The organism is Streptomyces sp. SP18CS02 (assembly GCF_036322365.1).
Classification (GTDB): Bacteria; Actinomycetota; Actinomycetes; order Streptomycetales; family Streptomycetaceae; genus Streptomyces.
In genome coordinates this window covers 136105-155764 of record NZ_JAQYXC010000254.1, presented here as the reverse complement: position 1 = coordinate 155764, position 19660 = coordinate 136105, and the positions used below count along the sequence as shown (strand labels likewise).

Below are 19660 nucleotides of genomic sequence, written 5' to 3'. Positions count from 1 at the left end.
GGGTCTTCCGCGGCCCCCGAGGCGTGCCGGGCCCCTACGGCCGCCGCGGCGGCAGGCACTCGGCGGTCGGCGGCTTCCCCTCCGGCCAGGCGATCTGCACGAACGCGGGGGTGGAGCGCGTCAGCTGCACCACCGCCACCGCCTTGTTGTACGGGTTGCCGTGGTTGTCCAGGCAGATCCACCCGCTCGCGCCCTCCACCCGCAGTGACCCCGTCACCTGCGGCCACTGGAGCCCCACGTCCCGTGCGGCAGGGAGCCGCCGGCCCTCCACCGTGGCCTGCCGGATCGCGTGCACCGCCGTCGCCATCGCGTCGTACGCGATGATCGACTGGCCGTCGCCGAGCTCCACCGGCCCCATCGGCCCGACCGGGTTCCTGGTCGCCGTCTGCATCATCCGGACGAAAAGGTCGTACGCGGCGGAAGCCCCGCCCGTCGCCGGAGGCGTCCGGCCTCCGGCCGTCCGCTTCCACGCGTCGGGGTGGGCCAGGGCGGCGTAGCGGACCGTCAGCCCCGAGTCCAGGGCCTTCCTGTCGAGCCGGCCGTCGGCGCCCAGGTACGAGCCCTCGTCGCCGGTCAGCACGGTGAACTTCCGGTGGGTGCAGCCCCGTGCCCCCAGGGCGTTGATGAACTGCCGCAGCTGCGTGTGGCGCCCGGCGAAGAAGACCGTCTCGGCGCGGGTGGCGCACAGCAGATAGGCGATCTGCCGGAACGTGTTGGCCGTGGTGCCCTCGGCGGTCGGGTCGTCGGGCGAGGTGAACAGCTGCGACTGGTACGGCGACTTCGCCAGCAGCTCCGAGAAGGCGTCCTTGAGGGTGTCCGTGTAGTGGTCGCCGGTGCGGGCGTCGTGGACCATGAGGGCCTTCGCCGCGTCCACCTTGCCGAAGTTCGCCAGGGCGCGGGCCTCGTCGCGGTTGGTGGGCGCGACCCGGGCGAGACCGGGGAAGGGCGTCCTGCCGGGCCCGTTGGTGAGGTCGTCGGCGGTGATGGTGGTGCCGACGACGGCGATGCCCGCCCCCGTCAGCTCCGTCACCGCCCCTCGGACGGGGGTGCTGCTGGTGGCTATGCCGGAGACCGCGCGCAGATGGTCCGGTGCGCCGGTCATCCGCTTCAGCCGGTCGACCGTGGGCCGCCAGTGGGCGTTGCCGTTGCCGGTGTTGGCGAGGACCAGCCGGATGCGGGGCGTCTCCTCGTTCGATTCGTGGTTGGCCCGGTACTGCTGGGCGAAGGCGCCCTGCACCTCGTGCAGTATCTTCGTCCGCATTCCCGAGCTGGTCGAGGTCAGCGGGAGCAGCAGGGCGACCGTCGCGTACTCGCCGGCCTTCAGCCTGTCGTTCTCCCGGTCGATGGCGGTGGCGACCTCCTTGAGGGCGACGACCCCGAAGTCATGCCCGTCGCCGGACACCCCGACGCACTCGGCACTGCCCTGCGGGCGTTCGACGCCCGGGGCGCAGGAGCGGTCCTCGGGGGTGGTGACCCGGTCGACGACGGTGATCACGCCCCAGGCGAGCAGGGCGAGCACCACCGCGCTCGTGATGACCTTCTGCCGGATCGTGTAGAAGACGCGGTAGCGCAGCGGGTTGGGCATCGCTCGTCAGACTCCGTCCTCCCGCCCCGGCGGTACGGACAGGCCCCGCCAGGCACGGATGTCCCTCGGCCAGTGGGTGGCCGCGTCCCACAGCGGGCTGTTGCCGGTCAGGTGGCGTCCGGAGAGCTGCCGCAGCTCGTGCGCCATCTTGTCGGTCACGTCGTCGTCGGGCAGGGCGAGCGGGTCGGTCAGCAGCCACACGGCGTGCAGCAACCGCCGTACGCACAGGTGCAGCCCGGCCGCCTCGCCGTCGAGTCCCGCCGGGAGCGGACCGCCGGGATCCTGCCCGAGCGCGACCCGCCGGCGCGGGTCGGGGCCCGTGCCGTGCCGGTCGCGGGGGTGGGGTGCGGAGGCGATGAAACGCAGCCGGTCCAGCCAGCCCACCACATCCGGTTCGTGGAAGGAGAGCCGCAGCCGTGTCACGGCCTCCTCGGTGCGGCCGAGGGCCAGGTCCTGCTGGAGGTGGTGCGGGGTGGGGGCGGGGCCGTAGTGGCGGTGCAGCGTCTCGTACACCGCCCGCCAGGCCGTGTACGAGGGGTGGTCGTCGTCGTGGAACCGCAGCCGGTGCAGCAGCAGCGCCCGCAGCAGGGGGTCCGCCACGAAGTGCTCGGGCCCGTCCGGCCAGCCGTCCGCCCGCAGCGCGTCCCGCACCCGCAGCGCCATGTCGCCGTCCAGCGACGCCCCGCGCAGCCGGGTGCGGGCCAGCACCCGGGCGGACTCCTCGTCGTGGGCGGCGGCCAGCACGGCGGGCGCGTCGGGCCCGAGCTCCGGCATCAGCTCGGCCAGCAGCGTGGCCGCCACGGGGACGGCCGGGGCGTCCTCGCGCAGCTCCACGGTGAGGTCCAGCAGCCCGCCCGGGGTCAGCGAGGCGCGCAGCGCGGCGGGCGCCTCGCCGGCCGCGCGGCCGAGCAGCGCCACACCGAGCGGACGGCCGCCGGTCAGCCGGTGGATGCCGTTGGGCAGTTCCGCCGGGGTGCGCCCGGCGGGGTCGTACCGGTCGAAGACCCCGCGGGTCTGGGCGGCGCTGAGCGCGGTGAGCTCCACGGCGAGGATGCCGGAGGTGATGTCGGAGCCGCGCGGACAGGGCGCCCGGTGCGCGACCTCCGGCAGCCGCAGCCGGGCGGCGTGGCGCATCCCCTCGTGGTCGCGGTCCCGGGAGGAGGCGAGGAACACCACCTGGTCGCGGCGGCCGGAGCTGCGCTGCCGCAGGACCGGTTCGACCAGGCGGCGGCCGAGGGGCAGATGGGCGTTGTCGAGGAGGACGAGCGGCCGGCCCCGGCGGGTGCCGCGCCGGGTCAGGCCCACATAGGCCCGGCCCAGGTCCTCGATGAGCGCGCCGACCAGGAAGTCCTCGGCCTCCTGTCCGCGGCGGCCGCTCCGTTCGAAGTCGACGGCCAGCTGGTGGAGGCCGATCTTGCCGTTGCCGCCCGCGTTGCGGTACGAGCCGTACCAGGACTCGGACTTGCGCTGGTAGCGGCCGAACACCTCCTCCAGGAGGGTCTCGACGGTCGCCTCGGCGACCAGTCCGGCGAGCGGCGCCGTGGTCTCCGCCGCGCTCGCGGCCAGCTTGGCGAGCACCTTGGACACCCAGGTGGTCGCCGCGCCCTTGGTCTCGTCGACGGTGGCCAGCACCGGGCCGAGCCGTTGCAGGTCGCGCCGGGCCCGCTCGTCGTCCTCACGCGACCAGCTGATGCTCGCCACCGCGGCCAGTCCGAGCGCCAGCCGGGGGAACTGCACCGCCCTGGCCGCGTGCACGCGCGTCGACAGCTGGACGGCCAGTTCGGCCAGGGCACCGGTGAGCGGGTTCCAGCCGGGCCCGTGGTCGAGGGGCGGCTCGATGCGCGCGCAGTCGATCAGGGCGAGCGGTGTGCCGCCTCGGTAGGCGTTGCGCACCTGTTTGAGCAGCGCCGTCTTGCCCATGCCCCGGCCGCCGGTGAAGACGGTGACGGGCGGGTCGTCCCCGTGCTCGTAGTCCACCCGGGCGAAGCTGTACGGAGTGAGACCGGTGAGGCGCGCGGCCAGACCGCTCGGGTCGAAGATCGCCTCGCGGCCGTACAGCTCTCTGTCCACCGCCACCCCCCAGCGCCATAAGACAGGTCCTGCCACACCCTCAAGTCCAGGGTACTGAGGATCCGTTGGGGCGGAGAGGGGTTGGCGCGACCGGGCCGTGTCCGCGAGCGGGGCGGGGGCCGCCGCCGGTCCCGGGACGCCCGCCACGGTTCATTCGTCGCCGATGTCCTCGTTCCAGAGGGCCGGACGGTCCTCGATGAACGCGCGCATCATCGCGACGCACCCGGGGTCGTCGAGCACGACGACCTCCACGCCGTGCCCGGCCAGCCACTCGTGCCCGCCGTGGAAGGTCCGCGCCTCGCCGACGAGCACCCGGGAGATGCCGAACTGCCGCACGAGACCGCTGCAGTACCAGCAGGGCGAGAGGGTGGTGACCATGGTCGTCCCCCGGTACGAGCGCTGCCGTCCGGCCGCCCGGAAGGCGGCCGTCTCGGCGTGCGTGGACGGATCGTCGTCCTGGACGCGGCGGTTGCGGCCGCGTCCCAGCAGCGTGCCGTCCGGGCCGTACAGGGCGGCGCCGACGGGGATGCCGCCCTCGGCGAGTCCGGCGCGCGCCTCCGCGACGGCCGTGTCCAGCCACCGCCGTGCCAGTTCCTGGTCCATGCCCCCACTCTTTCCGATGAGGGGCGGGCCCCGCCCATCGGACGCGCCGATGGGCCCATCGGCAGGACGCCCCACCGGCTCGTGGACCGGCCGCCGCCCCGGTTCGTAGCGTCGCCGTCATGAGAAACGAGACCAAGGGCACCATCGAGCTGACTCTCGCCATGGTGCTCTCCGGCACCATAGGGATCTTCGTGGTGGAGTCGGGGGCGTCCCCCTTCAACGTCGTGTTCTTCCGGTGCCTCTTCGGGGCGCTCGCCCTCGCCGGGTACTCCCTGGCACGCGGGTACCTCACCGGTCACGGCTTCACCCCGAGGAAGCTCGGGCTCGCCGCGCTCGGCGGGGTGTTCACCGTCTTCAACTGGGTGTTCCTCTTCGAGGCGTACGAGGCCACCTCGATCTCCTTCGCCACGGTCGTCTACCACACGCAGCCCTTCCACGTGGTGCTGCTCGGCGCGGTGCTGCTGCGGGAGCGGCTCACGGCCGCGAGGCTCGGCTGGCTCGTCGTGGCGTTCGCCGGACTGGTCCTGGTCTCCGGGATCCGGCCGGGCGACACGGGTTCGCTCACGGGGCTGGGGCTCGCCCTGACGGCCGCGGTCCTCTACGCGGCGGCGACCGTCGTCACCAAGCGGGTCACCGGTGTGCGCCCGCATCTGGTCGCGCTGGTGCAGGTGCTGGTCGGCATCCCGCTGCTGCTGCCGTTCGCGGACCTGTCGGCGATGGGCGGCGCGGGCGCCGGCTGGGCGTGGCTGGCCGGGCTCGGTCTGATCCACACCGGTCTCATGTACGTGCTGATGTACTCGTCGTACCAGAAGCTGGCCACCGCCAGGATCGCGGTGCTGGCCTTCACCTACCCGGCCGTCGCGATGGTCGCCGACTGGGCGGTGTACGGCCACCACGTCGGCCTGGTCCAGACGCTGGGCGTCCCGCTGATCGTGCTGGCGAGCCTGCGCGTCAACCGCGCGGGGACACCGGGTCCGGTGGTGCGTGCCGCGGCTCCCGCTCCCGCTCCTGCTCCCGCACCAGCCGCTGCGCTTCGTCGATGAACAGCCGCACGTGCGCCGGCAGCCGCTTGCCCTCCCGCCAGGCCACCTGGGTGTACAGCCGGAACGGCGGCTCCCAGGGCAGGGCCACAAGGACGCCGGACGCCAGCTCCTGCCGGACGGTCACCAGCGGCAGCAGCGCCACGCCGAGGCCCGCGGCGACGCCGCGCTTGGTCGCCTCGACGGTCCCGAACTCCCTGAAGGGCGGCGGAGCCCCGGTGCTCCCGCGCAGCTCCTCCTCGAACAGGTCCCGGTAGGGGCAGCCCGGCTCGGTGCCCACCAGCTGCACCCCGGCCAGCGCGGAGGTGGTCAGCCCGGCCCCGCCGGCCAGGGGGTGGGCGGGGGCGGCCACCAGCACCAGCGGCTCGGTGACGAGCACCTCGCTCGTCAGTCCCGGATGGACGGTCTCCGGCTCCATCAGGAACCCGATGTCGTACATGCCCTGGCGCAGGGCCCGGCGGGTCTCGTCGCCGAGGGTGGGCCGCAGCGACAGGCGCACCTTCGGATAGCGGTGGTGGAACAGCTCCAGCAGCGCGGGCAGGCGGTAGGAGGTCAGCGACTCCATGGTGCCGACGTTGATCGGGCCGGCGGGTTCGCCGGTCCCGGTGACGGCGGACCGGGCCTCCTCGGCGAGGTCCAGCATCCGGCGGGCGTAGGGCAGCAGCCGTTCGCCCGCCTCCGTCAGCCGGATGCGGCTGCCGAGCCGTTCGAACAGCTCGGTGCCCAGCGAGGACTCCAGGGCGCGGATCTGGCCGGTGACGCTGGACTGGGCGTACTTCAGTTCAGCGGCCGCCCGGGTGAAGCTGAGCACGGTGGCGACCTTCTCGAAGGTGGTCAGCAGTCGCAGCTCCAGCACGTCAGGGCCTGGGCTTGTCGGGGTCGTCCCCGTCGACGGCGTCCCCGGCGGAGTCGCGGCCGCCGTCCCGCCCGGGGTCGTCGGCGGTGTTCCCGCCCGGCCCGGTGTCCTTGCCGGTCTCCTCGCGCAGGGACCGCAGGAACTCGGGGTTGTCGTCCGGGGCGACCCAGCCGCCGCGGCGGGAGGCGCCGCCGGACAGCGCGGCGCGCTCCTTGCCGACGATCAGCCAGGAGACGGAACCGACCAGGGGGAAGAGCAGGACGAGGATCGCCCACAGCGGCTTCGGGATGTAGCGGACGTCCTTCTCGTCGGTGGTGATGCAGTCGATGAAGGCGTAGACGCTGAGCGCCAGCGGCACCAGGAACAGCAGTACCCGCAGCATGGCGACCCCCTGCACGAAGAGCTCGGGGCCGGCGTCGCGGCCCCCGTGACAGGTCCAGCGTAGTGCGTACCGGATACTGGACCCCATGGCTTACGACGATCTCCGCTCGCTGCTCAGGGCGCTGGAGCGCGAAGGCGACCTCAAGCGCATCAAGGCCGAAGTCGACCCGTATCTGGAGGTCGGGGAGATCGTCGACCGGGTCCAGAAATCGGGCGGCCCCGCGCTCCTCTTCGAGAACGTCAAGGGCGCGTCGATGCCCCTGGCGATGAACGTCTTCGGGACGGACCGGCGGCTGCTGAAGGCGCTGGGGCTGAAGTCGTACGACGAGATCAGCGGGAAGATCGGCGGGCTGCTCAAGCCCGAGCTGCCCAGCAGCTTCATCGGGGTGCGCGAGGCGTTCGGGAAGCTCGGCGCCATGACCCACGTGCCGCCGAGGAAGGTCAAGGACGCACCCGTGCAGGAGGTCGTGCTCACCGGCGACGACGTCGACCTGGAGCGGCTGCCCGCGCTGTTCACCTGGCCGAAGGACGGCGGCTCCTTCTTCAACCTGGGCCTCACCCACACGAAGCACCCCGAGAACGGCATCCGCAACCTGGGCCTGTACCGGCTCCAGCGGCACGACAAGCGGACCATCGGCATGCACTGGCAGATCCACAAGGACAGCCGCAACCACTACCAGGTGGCCGCCCGGCGCGGTGAGCGGCTTCCCGTCGCGATCGCCTTCGGCGCCCCGCCGGCCGTGACGTACGCCTCGACGGCGCCGCTGCCCGAGGACATCGACGAGTACCTGTTCGCCGGCTTCCTCCAGGGCAAGCGCATCGAGATGGTCGACTGCAAGACGGTCCCGCTCCAGGTGCCGGCCAACGCCGAGGTGGTCCTGGAGGGCTGGCTGGAGCCCGGCGAGATGCTGCCGGAGGGGCCGTTCGGCGACCACACCGGCTTCTACACGCCCCAGGAGCCGTTCCCGGCGCTCACCATCGACTGCGTGACGATGCGCAGGCGCCCGCTGCTCCAGTCGATCGTGGTCGGCCGCCCGCCGACGGAGGACGGCCCGCTCGGCCGCGCGACGGAACGCTTCTTCCTGCCGCTGCTCAAGATCATCGTGCCGGACATCGTGGACTACCACCTGCCGGAGTCCGGCGGCTTCCACAACTGCGCGATCGTCTCGATCGACAAGAAGTACCCGAAGCACGCCCAGAAGGTCATGCACGCCATCTGGGGCGCGCACATGATGTCGCTGACCAAGCTGATCGTGATCGTCGACGCCGACTGCGACGTCCGCAACCTCCACGAGGTCTCCTGGCGGGCGCTCGGCAACACCGACTACGCCCGTGACCTCACGGTCGTCGAGGGCCCGGTCGACCATCTGGACCACGCCTCCTACCAGCAGTTCTGGGGTGGCAAGGCGGGTATCGACGCCACGAGGAAGTGGCCCGAGGAGGGCTACACCCGGGACGGCGGCTGGCCGGACATGGTCGAGTCGGACCCCTCGACGGCCGCGCTGGTCGACCGCCGCTGGAAGGAGTACGGGCTGTGAGCGCCACCGGGGCGGGAGGCCCCGCGCTGTTCCTCGGCACCGGCACGGACTACGTGGCCCTGGTCCGCCCGGAGCTCGACCCGACGCAGCCCGACATCGTGCGGGCGGCCGCCGACGCCGGTGTGACGCCGGAGGAGTTCGCGGGCTCCGGGGACGTCTGGGCGGTCCTCGTCGAGCACGAGGGCGGCGGCGACGGCTTCGAACTGCCCGGGGTGCGCGACAGCGAGCCCGCCGGCTTCGCGGAGCGGCTGCGCGCCGAGCTCGCCGCGGCCTCGGCGCCCGGCGCCGAACCCCGGCCCTTCACCGTCGACGGCGGCGCCGTGCTGCGCCTGGACGCCCGCCCCGCGGGTGCCGGCGCCTTCGGCTTCGAGATCCACGTCATCCCGCCCGACGGCGGTGAGGGGGACGCGCTGACCGTGCGGACGGGGCCGCTGCCCGTGGCGGGACTGCTGGCCGACCTCGACGCGTTCCTCGGGAGCCTCGCATGATGACCACCGCCGACGGCGTCGTCGGGTCCGGCCCGGCGTCGCGGCCCACCGGCAAGGTGAAGGCGTTCCTGCGGCTCGTGATGATCGAGCACTCGGTCTTCGCGCTGCCCTTCGCGTACATCGCCGCGCTCACCGCGATGTTCCGCACCGACAGGTCGGTGCACTGGATCGAGCTGCTGCTGGTCACCGTCGCGATGGTGGGCCTGCGGACGTTCGCGATGGCCTGCAACCGGATCATCGACCGGGAGATCGACGCGCGGAACCCGCGCACCGCCGGCCGGGAGCTGGTCACCGGCGCCGTGTCCGTGCGGTCCGCGTGGACCGGCGCGTTGGTGGCCCTGGTGGTGTTCCTGGGAGCGGCGGCGCTGCTCAACCCGCTCTGTCTGATGCTGGCGCCGCTGGCCGTTGTGCCGATGGTGGTCTACCCGTACGGGAAGCGGTTCACGAACTTCCCGCACGCCATCCTGGGTCTGGCCCAGGCCATCGGCCCGGTCGGCGCCTGGCTCGCGGTCACCGGCGCGTGGTCGTGGGACGCGGTGATACTGGGGCTGGCCGTCGGCGTCTGGATCGGCGGCTTCGACCTGATCTTCGCCTGCCAGGACGTCCAGGCGGACCGGGCGCACGGCGTGAAGTCCGTACCGGCCCGCTTCGGCATCCCGGCGGCGCTGTACGGGGCGCGCGGGTGCCATGTCGTCACGACCGCCCTCCTGGTCTGGTACGCCCTGGCGACGGACGCGGGCGTCTTCTTCTGGGCGGGCCTGGTCGTCGTGGCGGCGGCCTTCCTCTACGAGCACACCATCGTCAAGCCCCACGACCTGTCCCGCCTGAACCGGGCGTTCTTCACGGTCAACGGCTTCATCGGCATTGCTCTGTTCGTGTGCGCCCTGCTGGATCTCGCCGTGCGGGGCCTGACGTTGTAGGTACGGTGCGGCCTACCATCGGGTGCAGGGAAGGGAGGCCGACGTGACCATCTCGGAGAGCGACCGCCTGCACTCGCAGCTCAGCCGGTTCGAGGACATGTTCCCCGGTTACCGGACGGAGATCGTCGAGGGCGCCATCGTGATGAGTCCGGTCAAGCCGCACCACGCGCAGACGATCCGGCGTGTGTGGAACGCGCTGGAATCCCAAGCCTCGCAGGAGTGGGGGTTCATCAGTGATGTCGCAGTCCCCTTCGACGCCGACAACGAGTTCTGTCCCGACCTCGCCGTGATCCCGAAGGCGGAGGAGCGCAAGAACCTCAGCGCCTACCCGCCGGACCTCGTCGAGCTGGCCGTCGAGGTCGTCTCGCCGAGCAGTGTGCGCAACGACTACGAGGTGAAGGACCGGGCGTACGCGCGCCGGGGCATCGCGCACTACCTCATTTTCGACCCCTACAAGGCGCACTGTGTGACCCTCTGGAACCCGGGTCCGGACGGTTACCGCGGTCGCGATGTCATCCCGTACGGCGGGGAGATCGTCGTGGAGACGGGGATCGGCAAGTTCACCATCGGCACCGCGGACCTGCCGGTGGACCCGAGCGCCACCTGACCGGGACCCCGGGGTGCCGCGCCGGATAGGCTCATCGTGTGGAGCCGGTAACTGCGCAGCGTCGTCCGTGGGTCGTCGGGGTGTCCGGGGCGTCCGGGACCCCCTATGCCGCCGCGGTGCTGCGCGGGCTGCTCGCGGCGGGTGAGAGCGTCGATCTGGTGGTGTCCCGGGCGTCCCGGCTGACGCTGCTCGACGAGACCGGGATCGCGTACCGGGACGCGCACTGGCGCGAGGACCTGCGCACCTGGCTGGCCAGGGGAGCGGACGGCAAGCCCGGGACGTTCGACGTGGCCGCCGCGGACCTGGACGGCGTGCGCCACTGGGCGGCGGGCGATCTGGCGGCGGGGCCGTCATCCGGGTCGTATCCCGTCAAGGGGATGCTCATCGTGCCCGCGTCCACGGCGTGTGTGGCCGGTGTGGCGCTCGGGCTGTCGAAGGACCTGTTGCAGCGGACGGCGAGCGTGACGCTCAAGGAGCGCCGCAGGCTGGTGGTCGCGGTGCGGGAGACGCCGCTGAACGGGCAGACCCTCAGGCATCTGGTGACGCTGGACGAGGCGGGCGCCGTGGTGCTGCCCGCCTCACCGGCGTTCTACGCGGGAGCGACGCACATCCAGGACCTGGTGGACTTCGTCGCGGGGCGGGTGCTGGACGCGGCGGAGGTGCCGCACCAGTTGTACCGCCGCTGGAAGGGAGAGCTCGGTGGCTCCCGGGGGGACTAGCGCCGGTGGACGACCGGCGCTCGTGGGGCGACTAGCGCTTGCGGGCGCGACGGGCGGTCGCGCGGGCGGTGGCCCGGTCGGCGCGCAGTGCGGCGGCGGGCTGGTGGGCACGCGAGCGGTTGGCCAGCTCCTGCAGCGAGCGCATGTGGGCGTAGGCCATCTCGATCGTGTACACGGTGAGGTCATCTCCTGAAGGATCGTCGTTGATCATCTGAAAGATTCGCAGGGCTTCAGCCCTGTGTGCCTTAGATTCTACACTCAAACGCGCGGTATCGCTGGACAATGGAAGGCTTCAGGCATATGGACGCCGTGGATAGGCAGCTCATCCAGGCCCTGCGGGAGAACGGCAGGGCCTCGTACGCCGAGCTGGGCCGGCTGGTGGGGCTCTCGGGCCCCTCCGTGACCGACCGCATCAACCGCCTGGAGGCGGCGGGCGTCATCACCGGCTATCGCGCCACGGTGGACTCCCCCTCGCTCGGCCTCGGCGTCACGGCGCTGATCGGCATCTCGCTCTCCGACGCCGCCGACCACGAGGACGTGGCGCGCCGGCTCAAGGACCTCGCCGAGATCGAGGACTGCTGGTTCATCGCGGGGGACGACTCGTTCATGCTCAAGGTGCGGGCGAGCGACGTGGACGGGCTGGAGAAGACCATCCGCAGGCTCTCCGGGACGAAGGGCGTGTCCCGTACGCGTACGACGATCGTGCTGTCCACGAAGTGGGAGAACCGGGTCGGCGACCTGCCCGAGGAGGGCTGACGCGCGGCGCCGGTGGGGGTCCCCCCGCCCGAAAAGAGCGGGGGAGTACGGTGGGTGGAGCTCGATCGACAGACGTATGGGAGGCGGCCGCAGATGGACGCGGGACTCAAGCGCGACCTGGAGGAGAAGGTCCGGTCCGGGGAGCGACTGACCCGCGAGGACGGCATCGCCCTCTACGAGTCGGACGACCTGGCCTGGCTCGGTGGCCTGGCGCACGAGGTGCGGACGCGCAAGAACGGTGACGTCGTCCACTTCAACGTCAACCGCCACCTCAACATGACGAATGTGTGCACCGCCTCGTGCGCCTACTGCTCGTTCCAGCGCAAGCCGGGCGAGAAGGACGCGTACACGATGCGCATCGAGGAGGCCGTCCGCCTCGCCAAGGCGATGGAGAACGAGAGCCTCACCGAGCTCCACATCGTCAACGGGCTCCACCCCAACCTGCCGTGGCGCTACTACCCGCGCTCGCTCAGCGAGCTGAAGAAGGCGCTGCCGAACGTCTCGCTGAAGGCGTTCACCGCGACGGAGATCCACCACTTCGAGACCATCTCCGGGATGTCCGCCTCCGACATCCTCGACGAGCTGATCGAGGCGGGTCTGGAGTCGCTGACCGGTGGCGGCGCGGAGATCTTCGACTGGGAGATCCGCCAGCACATCGTCGACCACCGCACCCACTGGGAGGACTGGTCGCGCATCCACCGCCTGGCGCACTCGAAGGGTCTCAAGACCCCGAGCACGATGCTGTACGGGCACATCGAGGAGCCCCGGCACCGCGTCGACCACGTGCTGCGGCTGCGTGAGCTCCAGGACGAGACCGGCGGGTTCCAGGTCTTCATCCCGCTGCGCTACCAGCACGACTTCGTCGACATGAAGGACGGCAAGATCCGCAACCGGATCCAGGCGCAGACCACCATGGCGACCGGCGCCGAGGCGCTGAAGACCTTCGCCGTCTCGCGGCTGCTCTTCGACAACGTCCCGCACGTCAAGGTCTTCTGGGTGATGCACGGCGTGCAGACCGCCCAGCTGGCGCTCCAGCACGGCGCGGACGACATGGACGGCTCGGTCGTCGAGTACAAGATCACGCACGACGCCGACAACTACGGCACGCCCAGCAAGCTGGGCCGTGAGGACCTGCTGGAGCTGATCCGGGACGCCGGGTTCCGCCCGGTCGAGCGCAACACGCGCTACGAGATCATCCGCGAGTACCCGGGCCCGGACGCGGAGCGTCGCGAGTCGCCGCAGCCCATGCGGGTCTGACGCGGCGGAGCCGTCCGCCCGACCGACTCGTGCGACCGGCCAGGTGCCCCGGGTGTCCGGGCGCCTGGCCGTCGTCATGCGGCGGCCAGGCGCGCCGGGCAGGCGTGCGCGGGCCCGCGCGGAGCGGGTTTCCGGCGGACGTCGAGAAGGGCGTCCGGTCCTCGGACGGGGCCCGGGGACCCGTGGCGGGGGCGTTTATCGTCATACGCATGCCGTTGAACTTCGAACTGGACCCGCACATCGACCCGGCCCTGCGCGACGGCGTCCTCAGCCTGTGGACGGACGTCTCCAACGCGGACGGCGCGGTCGGCTTCGTACCGCCGGTGACCGTCGACGACGTCCGGCCCGAGTGGGTCAAGCACCTCACGGCCATCAGCGAGGGCCGTACCCGGCTGCTCGTCGGGCGCGAGGCCGACGGGACCGTCGCGGCCACGGTCTTCATCGCCCACAACGCGCACCGGCTGATGCGGCACTGGGTCTGGCTCTACACGGTGATGGTCCACCCCCGCCACCAGGGCAAGGGGTACGGACGCGCCCTCATGGCGGCGACCGAGGACGCGGTACGCGGCATGGCCGGTGTCGAGGCCGTCCGCCTCACCTGCCGGGGCGGCACCGGCGTCGACCGGTTCTACGCCTCGTGCGGCTACAAGGAAGTGGGCCGGGTTCCGGACGCGATCCGCGTCGCCGACGGTGACGACCGCGACGACATCATCATGCTGCTCCAGCTGCACCGCCCCTGACCCCGCCGTCACCCCCGGACCGCGCCCTCACCCCCTGAACTGATCGAATCGGCACGTGCTTCACTGGTCGTGCAGGAATCGCCGTACGGAGAAGGAAGAAGGCCCGCCGTGCCCGCTGCCACCAGAACGAGCGCCACGATCCGGTACACGCTGATGCGGTTCGGCATCTTCGCCGCGTGCTTCTTCGCCCTGTGGGGACTGGTGTACGTCGGCGCGCTGCCGCGAGGGCTCGGCGACTCGAACCTGCTGTGGGTGCTGCTGCTCTCTATCGTGATCTCCGCGCCGCTCAGCTTCGTGCTGCTGCGCGGCCAGCGCGACGCCATGTCGGCGCAGATCGTGGAGAAGGTCGACAAGGCGAAGACCCGGCTGGAGGCCAACCGGACCCAGGAGGACAGCACGGCGCTGTAGCGGCGGCCTGCGGCCTTGTAGACGTTTCTCACATTCGTCCCGGACACCCCGGGCGGAAGCGACCCCTTCCGCCCGGGGTGTCCCGCGTTTCCGGGCACCCGCGAGGGCCGGGCGGAAGCCGGCCCGGCTCCGGGCGCCTTATACCCCCAAAGGACAGCTTTGAGGTTCTCAAAGTTCAAGTGTTAACGTGTTCGACATGAAGACAGCAGTGCGCCCCCACGAAGCCGTGAGCATCCCGCTCGTGGCGCGCCTGCACGTCGATCTCTGCCGCTGTATGTCCGCGGTCTGTTGCCGCGCTGTCTGACCCGGCATCATGCAGCGGCGCCGTCTGAGCGCATGGGCGCCGCACCCGTCCCCGTATGTCCCGATACGCACTTCTGGAGTGTGTCCGTGTCCGCGAATGCCGCGAACCCCGTGACCAAGCGCGCGAATCCCCTGTCGAAGTTCCCGTTCTGGGCCCAGATCGTCACCGGGCTCGTGCTCGGCGTCCTGCTGGGCTGGCTCGCCCGTGACCAGGAGATCGGCTGGCTCAAGACGACCCTGGAGCAGATCGGCGACATCTTCGTCCAGCTGCTGAAGCTGGCCGTCGCCCCGCTCGTGTTCTTCGCCATCCTGGTGTCGATCACCAACCTGCGGAAGGTCAACAACGCCGCCCGGCTGGCGACCCAGACCCTGATCTGGTTCATGATCACCTCACTGATCGCGGTCGCCATCGGCCTCGCCATCGGCCTGATCACCAACCCGGGCGCCGGCACCGGCCTCACCCCGCAGGACGGCCAGCTCCCGAAGAAGGAGGGCAGCTGGCTGGACTTCCTGACGGGGATCATCCCGGAGAACGTCATCACGCCGTTCACCGAGCTGAACGTCCTCCAGATCGTCTTCATGGCCGCCGTCGCCGGCATAGCCGCCCTGAAGCTCGGCGAGAAGGCCCGGCCGATCCTCACCCTCAGCGAGTCCGTCCTGGAGCTGCTCCAGAAGGCCCTGTGGTGGGTCATCCGCCTCGCGCCGATCGGCACCGTCGGCCTGATCGGCTACGCGATCGCCGACTACGGCTGGAACCTGATCGGCAAGTACGCCACCTTCACCGCCGACGTCTACATCGGCTGCGCCCTGGTCCTGTTCGGTGTGTACCCGCTGCTGCTGGCCACCGTCGCCAAGGTCAACCCGGTCCAGTTCTTCAAGGGCGCCTGGCCCGCCATCCAGCTGGCCTTCGTCTCCCGCTCGTCGGTCGGCGCCATGCCGGTCACCCAGAAGGTCACCGAGCGCCTCGGCGTCCCGAAGGAGTACACCTCCTTCGCCGTGCCGTTCGGCGCGACCACGAAGATGGACGGCTGCGCCGCGATCTACCCGGCGCTCGCCGCGATCTTCATCGCGCAGATCTTCGACGTCCAGCTGGGCGTCAGCGACTACCTGCTGATCGCCTTCGTCTCGGTCGTCGGCTCGGCGGCCACCGCCGGTCTGACCGGTGCGACGGTCATGCTGACCCTGACCCTCTCCACGCTGGGCCTCCCGCTGGAGGGTGTGGGCCTGCTGATGGCGATCGACCCGATCCTGGACATGATGCGGACCGCCACGAACGTGGCCGGCCAGGCCCTGGTCCCGGTCATCGTCGCCGCCCGGGAGAAGATCCTCGACCACGACGCGTACAACTCCGCCTCGTCCTCCCCGGTCGACGAGTACGACGTGCGTGAGGCCGAGCAGAAGGTGCTGGCGCCCGCCGCCGCCTGAGCCAATTCACGCTCCGCCCACGACGGTGCCCCCGGTCCCCGGACCGGGGGCACCGTCGTCGGCGCGTGCGTACATATGCCCCGGTCGGATGCCTGCGGCCACCCATGGAGCCGGGTGCTTCCCGGCGCGGCGGGGACCGCTCCTTTCCGGAAGCCCGGCATAAGCGGTGGGCACATGCGTTCGTGGTGGGCCTTAGGCTTGTCGGCTGTCGAAGGGTGGGTGGCGGTAGCCGTGAAGAGTACGGGTGCGAAGGCGAAGCGGATGCCGCGGGCGGTGCGCGAGCAGCAGATGATGGACGCGGCCGTGCGGACCTTCGGGCAGCTCGGCTACCGGGCCGCCTCGATGGACGGGATCGCCGAACTGGCCGGCGTGTCGAAACCGCTGGTGTACCTGTATCTGAACTCCAAGGAAGACCTCTTCACGGCCTGCATCCGGCGCGAGGCGGCGGCTTTGATCGCCGCCGTGCGGGACGGGGCGGAGCCGGGGCTGCCGGCCGATCGTCAGCTGTGGGCGGGTCTCACCGCGTTCTTCACCCACACCGGCGGCAACCCCGACGCCTGGTCGGTGCTGCACCGGCAGGCGCGCACGCACGGGGAGCCGTTCGCCGCCGAGGTGGCCGCCATGCGCGACGAGATCGTGGCGTTCGTGACGGGTCTGATCGGGGCGGCGGCGCGGGAGGCGCACCAGCAGCCGTCGTTCGGCGACCGCGATGTCGCGGGCCTCGCGCGGGCGTTGGTGGGTGCGGCGGAATCGCTCGCGGACTGGGCCAACGAGACCCCGGGCGTCTCCGCGAAGGAGGCGGCCGCGACCCTCATGAACTTCGCCTGGGCCGGGCTCGGCAACCTCATGGACGGGCGGCGCTGGTCACCGGCCCCCTGAGGACGCCGCTTCCGCCGCCGCGGTGATGCCTCTCACCGTGCCCGTGACGTGGATCCGGCCGTCGTCGCCGCGCAGCTGGAAGGCTTCCCCCTCGGCGGCGTGGACGACCGTGCCCGGCAGCGGCACGGGCGCCCGGAAGTCGGCCCGCACGTGCACCCGCGCCGGCGGCTCCTGCTCGGCCAGGCAGCGGGCCAGCGTCCACATGCCGTGCGCGACGGGCCTCGGGAAGCCGAACAGCCGGGCGGTCAGCGGGTGCAGATGGATCGGGTTGCGGTCCCCCGAGACGCCGCCGTACCGCCGCCCCAGGTCGTGGGGCAGCCGCCACTGGGCGCGGGCGGGCAGGAGCGGCACGTCCGGCCGCGTTCCGTCCGGCCGGGCCGTCGCGGCGGCCCGCCCCGCCGTCTCCCGCGTGGCGTGCCGGGCCAGATAGCCGCTGGCCGACTCCCACACCCGCTCACCGGCCACCCGGGCCTCGGTGACGACGGTCGCCTCCGTGCCGCGGCGGTGGGGGGCCAGCCCGGCGACCCGGACGGTCAGCTCCGTCCGCTCGCCCGGCGGCAGCGGGCGGTGCCGGGTGATCTCGATCCAGGTGTGCACCAGCCCCAGGAGCGGCAGCGGGAACGCGCGGGCCGCCATCAGCCGCATGGCGAGGGGGAACGCCAGGACGTGCGGGTACGGCAGGGGCAGCGGGCCCGTCCCGGAGAAGCCGCAGACGCGGGCGTACGCGGCGAGCCGGGCCGGGTCGACGCGGACGTCGGGCCGCACGAGCCGGGACGGGGGCGCGGTGACGCCCGCCGCGGGTCGCTTGAAGGGGGAGCGGAGGGCGCCGAGCGCCAGCGTGCGGGCGAGTGCGGCGGGGTGCCCGGGGTCCTCGCGGTCCGGGCCGCCGGGGCGGGGGAGGGACCGGCCGGAGGGTGTAGGGGCGAGGTGCGGATCGTGGTCGGCCATTGTCCTGACTCCCTGCCCGGTCGTAGATTTACTCCCCAGTAAGGTTACTCGGAAGTCAGGACCTGGTCGAGACGATCCCGCGCCGCACGGGGCCCACTTCCCGTACGGGGCGGGGGAGTTCGCCGGAACCCCAACTCAAGGAGCCGCACGTGACAGTCGAACTGGTCCGGCCGCAGCGCGTCCTCACCGATGGCGCCGTGCGGGAGGTGTCCGTACCGGCTCTCGTCCCGCCCGCGACGAGGGGGTCCCTCGCGGACATCCCCTTCGACAACGCGCGCGAGGCGCCCGACGAGCCGGTGCTGAGCCGCAGAGGCCCGGACGGAGAGTGGGCGGACGTGACGGCGGCCGTCTTCGCGGACGAGGTGCTGGCCGTCGCGAAGGGCCTGGTCGCCGAAGGTCTGCGGCCCGGCGACCGGCTGGCCATCATGGCCCGTACGACCTACGAATGGACGTTGCTCGACTTCGCGGCCTGGGCGGCCGGGCTCGTCACCGTCCCCGTCTACCCCACCTCCTCCGCCTTCCAGGCCCGCTGGATCCTCCAGGACTCGGGCGCCGCCGCCTGCGTGGTGGAGAACAAGGACCAGGCCAGGATCGTCAGCAACGAGCGCAAGCAGATCCCGGGCCTCACCCACCTGTGGGAGTTCGACACGGGCGCCGTCGACACGCTGCGCAGGGCCGGGGCGGCCGTCCCCGACGAGGTGGTCCTCGCGCGCCGGGCGGGGCTCGACCCCGAGGCGACCGCCACCCTCATCTACACCTCGGGCACCACCGGGCGCCCCAAGGGTTGCGTCCTGACCCACGGCAACTTCTTCGCCGAGGTCGACAACGCGGTCGAACTCCTGCACCCCGTCTTCAGGTCGAAGAGCAAGGACCCCGCCTCCACGCTGCTCTTCCTGCCCCTGTCGCACGTCTTCGGCCGCATGGTCGCCATCGGCTGTCTGCGGGCCCGGGTACGGCTGGGCCACGCGCCCTCGATCCGCACCGAGGACCTGCTCGCCGACCTGGCCGGGTTCCGGCCGACGTTCCTGCTGGCCATCCCGTACGTCCTGGAGAAGGTGTTCAACACCGGCCGCGCCACCGCCGAGAAGCTGGGCCGCGCGTCCTCCTTCGACCGGGCGGCCCGCGTCGCGCAGCGCTTCGGCGAGGCCGTCGAGGCCGCCGGACACGGCACCGGGCCCGGCCCCTCGATGGGGCTGCGGGCGGCCCGCTCCCTGTACGACCCGCTGGTCTACCGGCGGATACGGGCCGCCCTGGGCGGCCGGGTACGGTACGTGATCTGCGGCGGCTCCCCGCTCGGGCGGCGCCTCGCGTCCTTCTACGCGGGTGCCGGCATCGAGATCTTCGAGGGCTACGGACTGACCGAGACCACCGCGGCCTCGACGGTCACGCCACCGCTCAGGCCCCGGCTCGGCACGGTCGGCTGGCCGCTGCCCGGCACGGCGGTACGGATCGCCGCCGACGGCGAGGTGCTGCTGCGCGGCGGCCACGTCTTCACCGGCTACTGGGACGCGGAGTCGGGCAGGGCGGTGGCCGGCCCCGCCGACGGGTGGTTCGCGACGGGTGACCTGGGCGCGCTCGACGAGGACGGCTACCTCACCATCACCGGCCGCAAGAAGGACATCATCATCACCTCGGGCGGGAAGAACGTCACTCCCGCGCCGCTGGAGGACTGGCTGCGGTCCCACCCCCTGGTGGGCCAGTGCATGGTCGTGGGCGACAACCGCCCGTACGTCACCGCCCTGATCACCCTGGAGCCGGACGGTCTCGCGCACTGGCGGCGGATGACGAAGAAGGACCGGCTGCCGCTGCGCGAACTGATCCACGACGAGGACCTGCTGGCCGCCCTGCAGCGGGCCGTCGACGACGCGAACCGCCTGGTCTCACGCGCAGAGTCGATCCGCCGCTTCCGGGTGCTGACCGCCGACTTCACCGAGGAGAGCGGCCACCTGACGCCCTCGCTGAAGCTCAGGCGAGCGGCCATAGCGCGGGACTTCGCGTCGGAGATCGAGGCGCTGTACGCGCGGTAGGCCGGCGGCCCGCCCTTCCTCCACCCCTGCCGGCCGGCCCCGCCGCACCTGGTACCGGACCCGTCCGGGGGCCACGCCCGCGCCCCGCCGGGTCGCCGCCGACGCCCCGG

The 19660-nt window shown here is 72.0% G+C and carries 20 protein-coding genes; 13 read left to right on the top strand and 7 right to left on the bottom strand.

Annotation, left to right across the window (positions count from 1 at the left end; all coding sequences use genetic code 11):
* Positions 1 to 34 precede the first annotated feature (34 nt).
* From PUR26_RS05060 to PUR26_RS05050, 3 genes are all read right to left on the bottom strand, one after another.
* Positions 35 to 1585, bottom strand: a complete 1551-nt coding sequence (locus PUR26_RS05060) for a hypothetical protein (RefSeq protein ID WP_329869580.1) — start codon at positions 1583 to 1585, stop codon at positions 35 to 37.
* Between the two features lie 6 nt (positions 1586 to 1591).
* A complete protein-coding gene (locus PUR26_RS05055) occupies positions 1592 to 3661 on the bottom strand; it encodes a hypothetical protein (protein WP_329869578.1) in 2070 nt (689 codons plus the stop codon).
* Positions 3662 to 3805: 144 nt separating this feature from the next.
* Positions 3806 to 4258, bottom strand: a complete 453-nt coding sequence (locus PUR26_RS05050) for a nucleoside deaminase (protein ID WP_329869576.1) — start codon at positions 4256 to 4258, stop codon at positions 3806 to 3808.
* Between the two features lie 119 nt (positions 4259 to 4377).
* Here PUR26_RS05050 and PUR26_RS05045 point away from each other — a divergent pair, with 119 nt between their 5' ends.
* Positions 4378 to 5301, top strand: a complete 924-nt coding sequence (locus PUR26_RS05045; protein ID WP_329869574.1) for a DMT family transporter — start codon at positions 4378 to 4380, stop codon at positions 5299 to 5301.
* Here PUR26_RS05045 and PUR26_RS05040 read toward each other — a convergent pair.
* Both PUR26_RS05040 and PUR26_RS05035 read right to left on the bottom strand, forming a co-directional pair.
* Positions 5210 to 6151 (bottom strand): LysR family transcriptional regulator, encoded by a 942-nt coding sequence (locus PUR26_RS05040; protein ID WP_329869647.1) that lies wholly within the window; start codon positions 6149 to 6151, stop codon positions 5210 to 5212. The genes PUR26_RS05045 and PUR26_RS05040 overlap by 92 nt on opposite strands.
* Before the next feature lie 4 nt (positions 6152 to 6155).
* On the bottom strand, positions 6156 to 6623 hold the full coding sequence (locus PUR26_RS05035; protein ID WP_443076972.1) for a PLD nuclease N-terminal domain-containing protein: 468 nt from the start codon (positions 6621 to 6623) through the stop codon (positions 6156 to 6158).
* On the opposite strand from PUR26_RS05035, the gene PUR26_RS05030 reads away from it, so the two are divergent.
* From PUR26_RS05030 to PUR26_RS05010, 5 genes are read left to right on the top strand one after another with little or no spacing between them, the layout of a single operon-like run.
* Positions 6622 to 8073 carry a menaquinone biosynthesis decarboxylase gene (locus PUR26_RS05030; protein ID WP_329869572.1) on the top strand — a complete coding sequence of 484 codons (1452 nt, stop codon included), beginning with the start codon at positions 6622 to 6624 and terminating at the stop codon, positions 8071 to 8073. The two genes, PUR26_RS05035 and PUR26_RS05030, sit on opposite strands and share 2 nt — an antisense overlap.
* Positions 8070 to 8561, top strand: coding sequence for a hypothetical protein (locus PUR26_RS05025; protein ID WP_329869570.1), 492 nt, complete (start codon positions 8070 to 8072; stop codon positions 8559 to 8561). The genes PUR26_RS05030 and PUR26_RS05025 overlap by 4 nt, the downstream gene beginning before the upstream one ends.
* Positions 8558 to 9481 carry a menaquinone biosynthesis prenyltransferase MqnP gene (mqnP, locus tag PUR26_RS05020; protein WP_443076971.1) on the top strand — a complete coding sequence of 308 codons (924 nt, stop codon included), beginning with the start codon at positions 8558 to 8560 and terminating at the stop codon, positions 9479 to 9481. Before PUR26_RS05025 ends, mqnP begins: the two co-directional genes overlap by 4 nt.
* Before the next feature lie 43 nt (positions 9482 to 9524).
* Positions 9525 to 10088: a Uma2 family endonuclease gene (locus PUR26_RS05015; protein WP_329869568.1), complete on the top strand. Its 564-nt coding sequence runs from the start codon at positions 9525 to 9527 to the stop codon at positions 10086 to 10088.
* 38 nt (positions 10089 to 10126) lie between these two features.
* The gene (locus tag PUR26_RS05010; RefSeq protein ID WP_329869567.1) at positions 10127 to 10807 is read left to right on the top strand and encodes a UbiX family flavin prenyltransferase; all 681 of its coding nucleotides are present in this window, start codon (positions 10127 to 10129) and stop codon (positions 10805 to 10807) included.
* 31 nt (positions 10808 to 10838) lie between these two features.
* Here PUR26_RS05010 and PUR26_RS05005 read toward each other — a convergent pair whose 3' ends face one another.
* Positions 10839 to 10982 carry a hypothetical protein gene (locus PUR26_RS05005; protein WP_329869566.1) on the bottom strand — a complete coding sequence of 48 codons (144 nt, stop codon included), beginning with the start codon at positions 10980 to 10982 and terminating at the stop codon, positions 10839 to 10841.
* Positions 10983 to 11107: 125 nt separating this feature from the next.
* Between PUR26_RS05005 and PUR26_RS05000 the strand changes: the two genes are divergently transcribed.
* From PUR26_RS05000 to PUR26_RS04975, 6 genes are all read left to right on the top strand, one after another.
* Positions 11108 to 11563 (top strand): Lrp/AsnC family transcriptional regulator, encoded by a 456-nt coding sequence (locus PUR26_RS05000; protein ID WP_329869565.1) that lies wholly within the window; start codon positions 11108 to 11110, stop codon positions 11561 to 11563.
* Between the two features lie 93 nt (positions 11564 to 11656).
* Positions 11657 to 12820, top strand: a complete 1164-nt coding sequence (mqnE, locus tag PUR26_RS04995; RefSeq protein WP_329869563.1) for an aminofutalosine synthase MqnE — start codon at positions 11657 to 11659, stop codon at positions 12818 to 12820.
* 209 nt (positions 12821 to 13029) lie between these two features.
* Positions 13030 to 13560, top strand: coding sequence for a GNAT family N-acetyltransferase (locus tag PUR26_RS04990; RefSeq protein ID WP_329869562.1), 531 nt, complete (start codon positions 13030 to 13032; stop codon positions 13558 to 13560).
* A gap of 153 nt (positions 13561 to 13713) precedes the next feature.
* A complete protein-coding gene (locus PUR26_RS04985) occupies positions 13714 to 13968 on the top strand; it encodes a DUF4229 domain-containing protein (RefSeq protein WP_443076977.1) in 255 nt (84 codons plus the stop codon).
* Between the two features lie 390 nt (positions 13969 to 14358).
* The gene (locus PUR26_RS04980) at positions 14359 to 15696 is read left to right on the top strand and encodes a dicarboxylate/amino acid:cation symporter (protein WP_329869558.1); all 1338 of its coding nucleotides are present in this window, start codon (positions 14359 to 14361) and stop codon (positions 15694 to 15696) included.
* Positions 15697 to 15957: 261 nt separating this feature from the next.
* Positions 15958 to 16575: a TetR/AcrR family transcriptional regulator gene (locus PUR26_RS04975; protein ID WP_329869641.1), complete on the top strand. Its 618-nt coding sequence runs from the start codon at positions 15958 to 15960 to the stop codon at positions 16573 to 16575.
* On the opposite strand, the gene PUR26_RS04970 is transcribed toward PUR26_RS04975, so the two are convergent.
* Positions 16561 to 17523, bottom strand: a complete 963-nt coding sequence (locus PUR26_RS04970; RefSeq protein ID WP_329869556.1) for a MaoC/PaaZ C-terminal domain-containing protein — start codon at positions 17521 to 17523, stop codon at positions 16561 to 16563. The genes PUR26_RS04975 and PUR26_RS04970 overlap by 15 nt on opposite strands.
* A 149-nt stretch (positions 17524 to 17672) precedes the next feature.
* Here PUR26_RS04970 and PUR26_RS04965 point away from each other — a divergent pair, with 149 nt between their 5' ends.
* Positions 17673 to 19550 (top strand): AMP-dependent synthetase/ligase, encoded by a 1878-nt coding sequence (locus tag PUR26_RS04965; protein WP_329869554.1) that lies wholly within the window; start codon positions 17673 to 17675, stop codon positions 19548 to 19550.
* Positions 19551 to 19660: the final 110 nt, after the last annotated feature.

Bases quoted from the DNA above. Each gene is read 5' to 3' on its own strand.
- PUR26_RS05000 (WP_329869565.1), top strand. From the start codon at position 11,108: ATGGACGCCGTGGATAGGCAGCTCATCCAGGCCCTGCGGGAGAACGGC.
- mqnP (WP_443076971.1), top strand. From the start codon at position 8,558: ATGATGACCACCGCCGACGGCGTCGTCGGGTCCGGCCCGGCGTCGCGG.
- PUR26_RS05030 (WP_329869572.1), top strand. From the start codon at position 6,622: ATGGCTTACGACGATCTCCGCTCGCTGCTCAGGGCGCTGGAGCGCGAA.
- PUR26_RS04990 (WP_329869562.1), top strand. From the start codon at position 13,030: ATGCCGTTGAACTTCGAACTGGACCCGCACATCGACCCGGCCCTGCGC.
- PUR26_RS04970 (WP_329869556.1), bottom strand. From the start codon at position 17,523: ATGGCCGACCACGATCCGCACCTCGCCCCTACACCCTCCGGCCGGTCC.
- PUR26_RS05035 (WP_443076972.1), bottom strand. From the start codon at position 6,623: ATGGGGTCCAGTATCCGGTACGCACTACGCTGGACCTGTCACGGGGGC.
- mqnE (WP_329869563.1), top strand. From the start codon at position 11,657: ATGGACGCGGGACTCAAGCGCGACCTGGAGGAGAAGGTCCGGTCCGGG.
- PUR26_RS05045 (WP_329869574.1), top strand. From the start codon at position 4,378: ATGAGAAACGAGACCAAGGGCACCATCGAGCTGACTCTCGCCATGGTG.
- PUR26_RS04985 (WP_443076977.1), top strand. From the start codon at position 13,714: ATGCGGTTCGGCATCTTCGCCGCGTGCTTCTTCGCCCTGTGGGGACTG.
- PUR26_RS04975 (WP_329869641.1), top strand. From the start codon at position 15,958: ATGCCGCGGGCGGTGCGCGAGCAGCAGATGATGGACGCGGCCGTGCGG.
- PUR26_RS05050 (WP_329869576.1), bottom strand. From the start codon at position 4,258: ATGGACCAGGAACTGGCACGGCGGTGGCTGGACACGGCCGTCGCGGAG.
- PUR26_RS05060 (WP_329869580.1), bottom strand. From the start codon at position 1,585: ATGCCCAACCCGCTGCGCTACCGCGTCTTCTACACGATCCGGCAGAAG.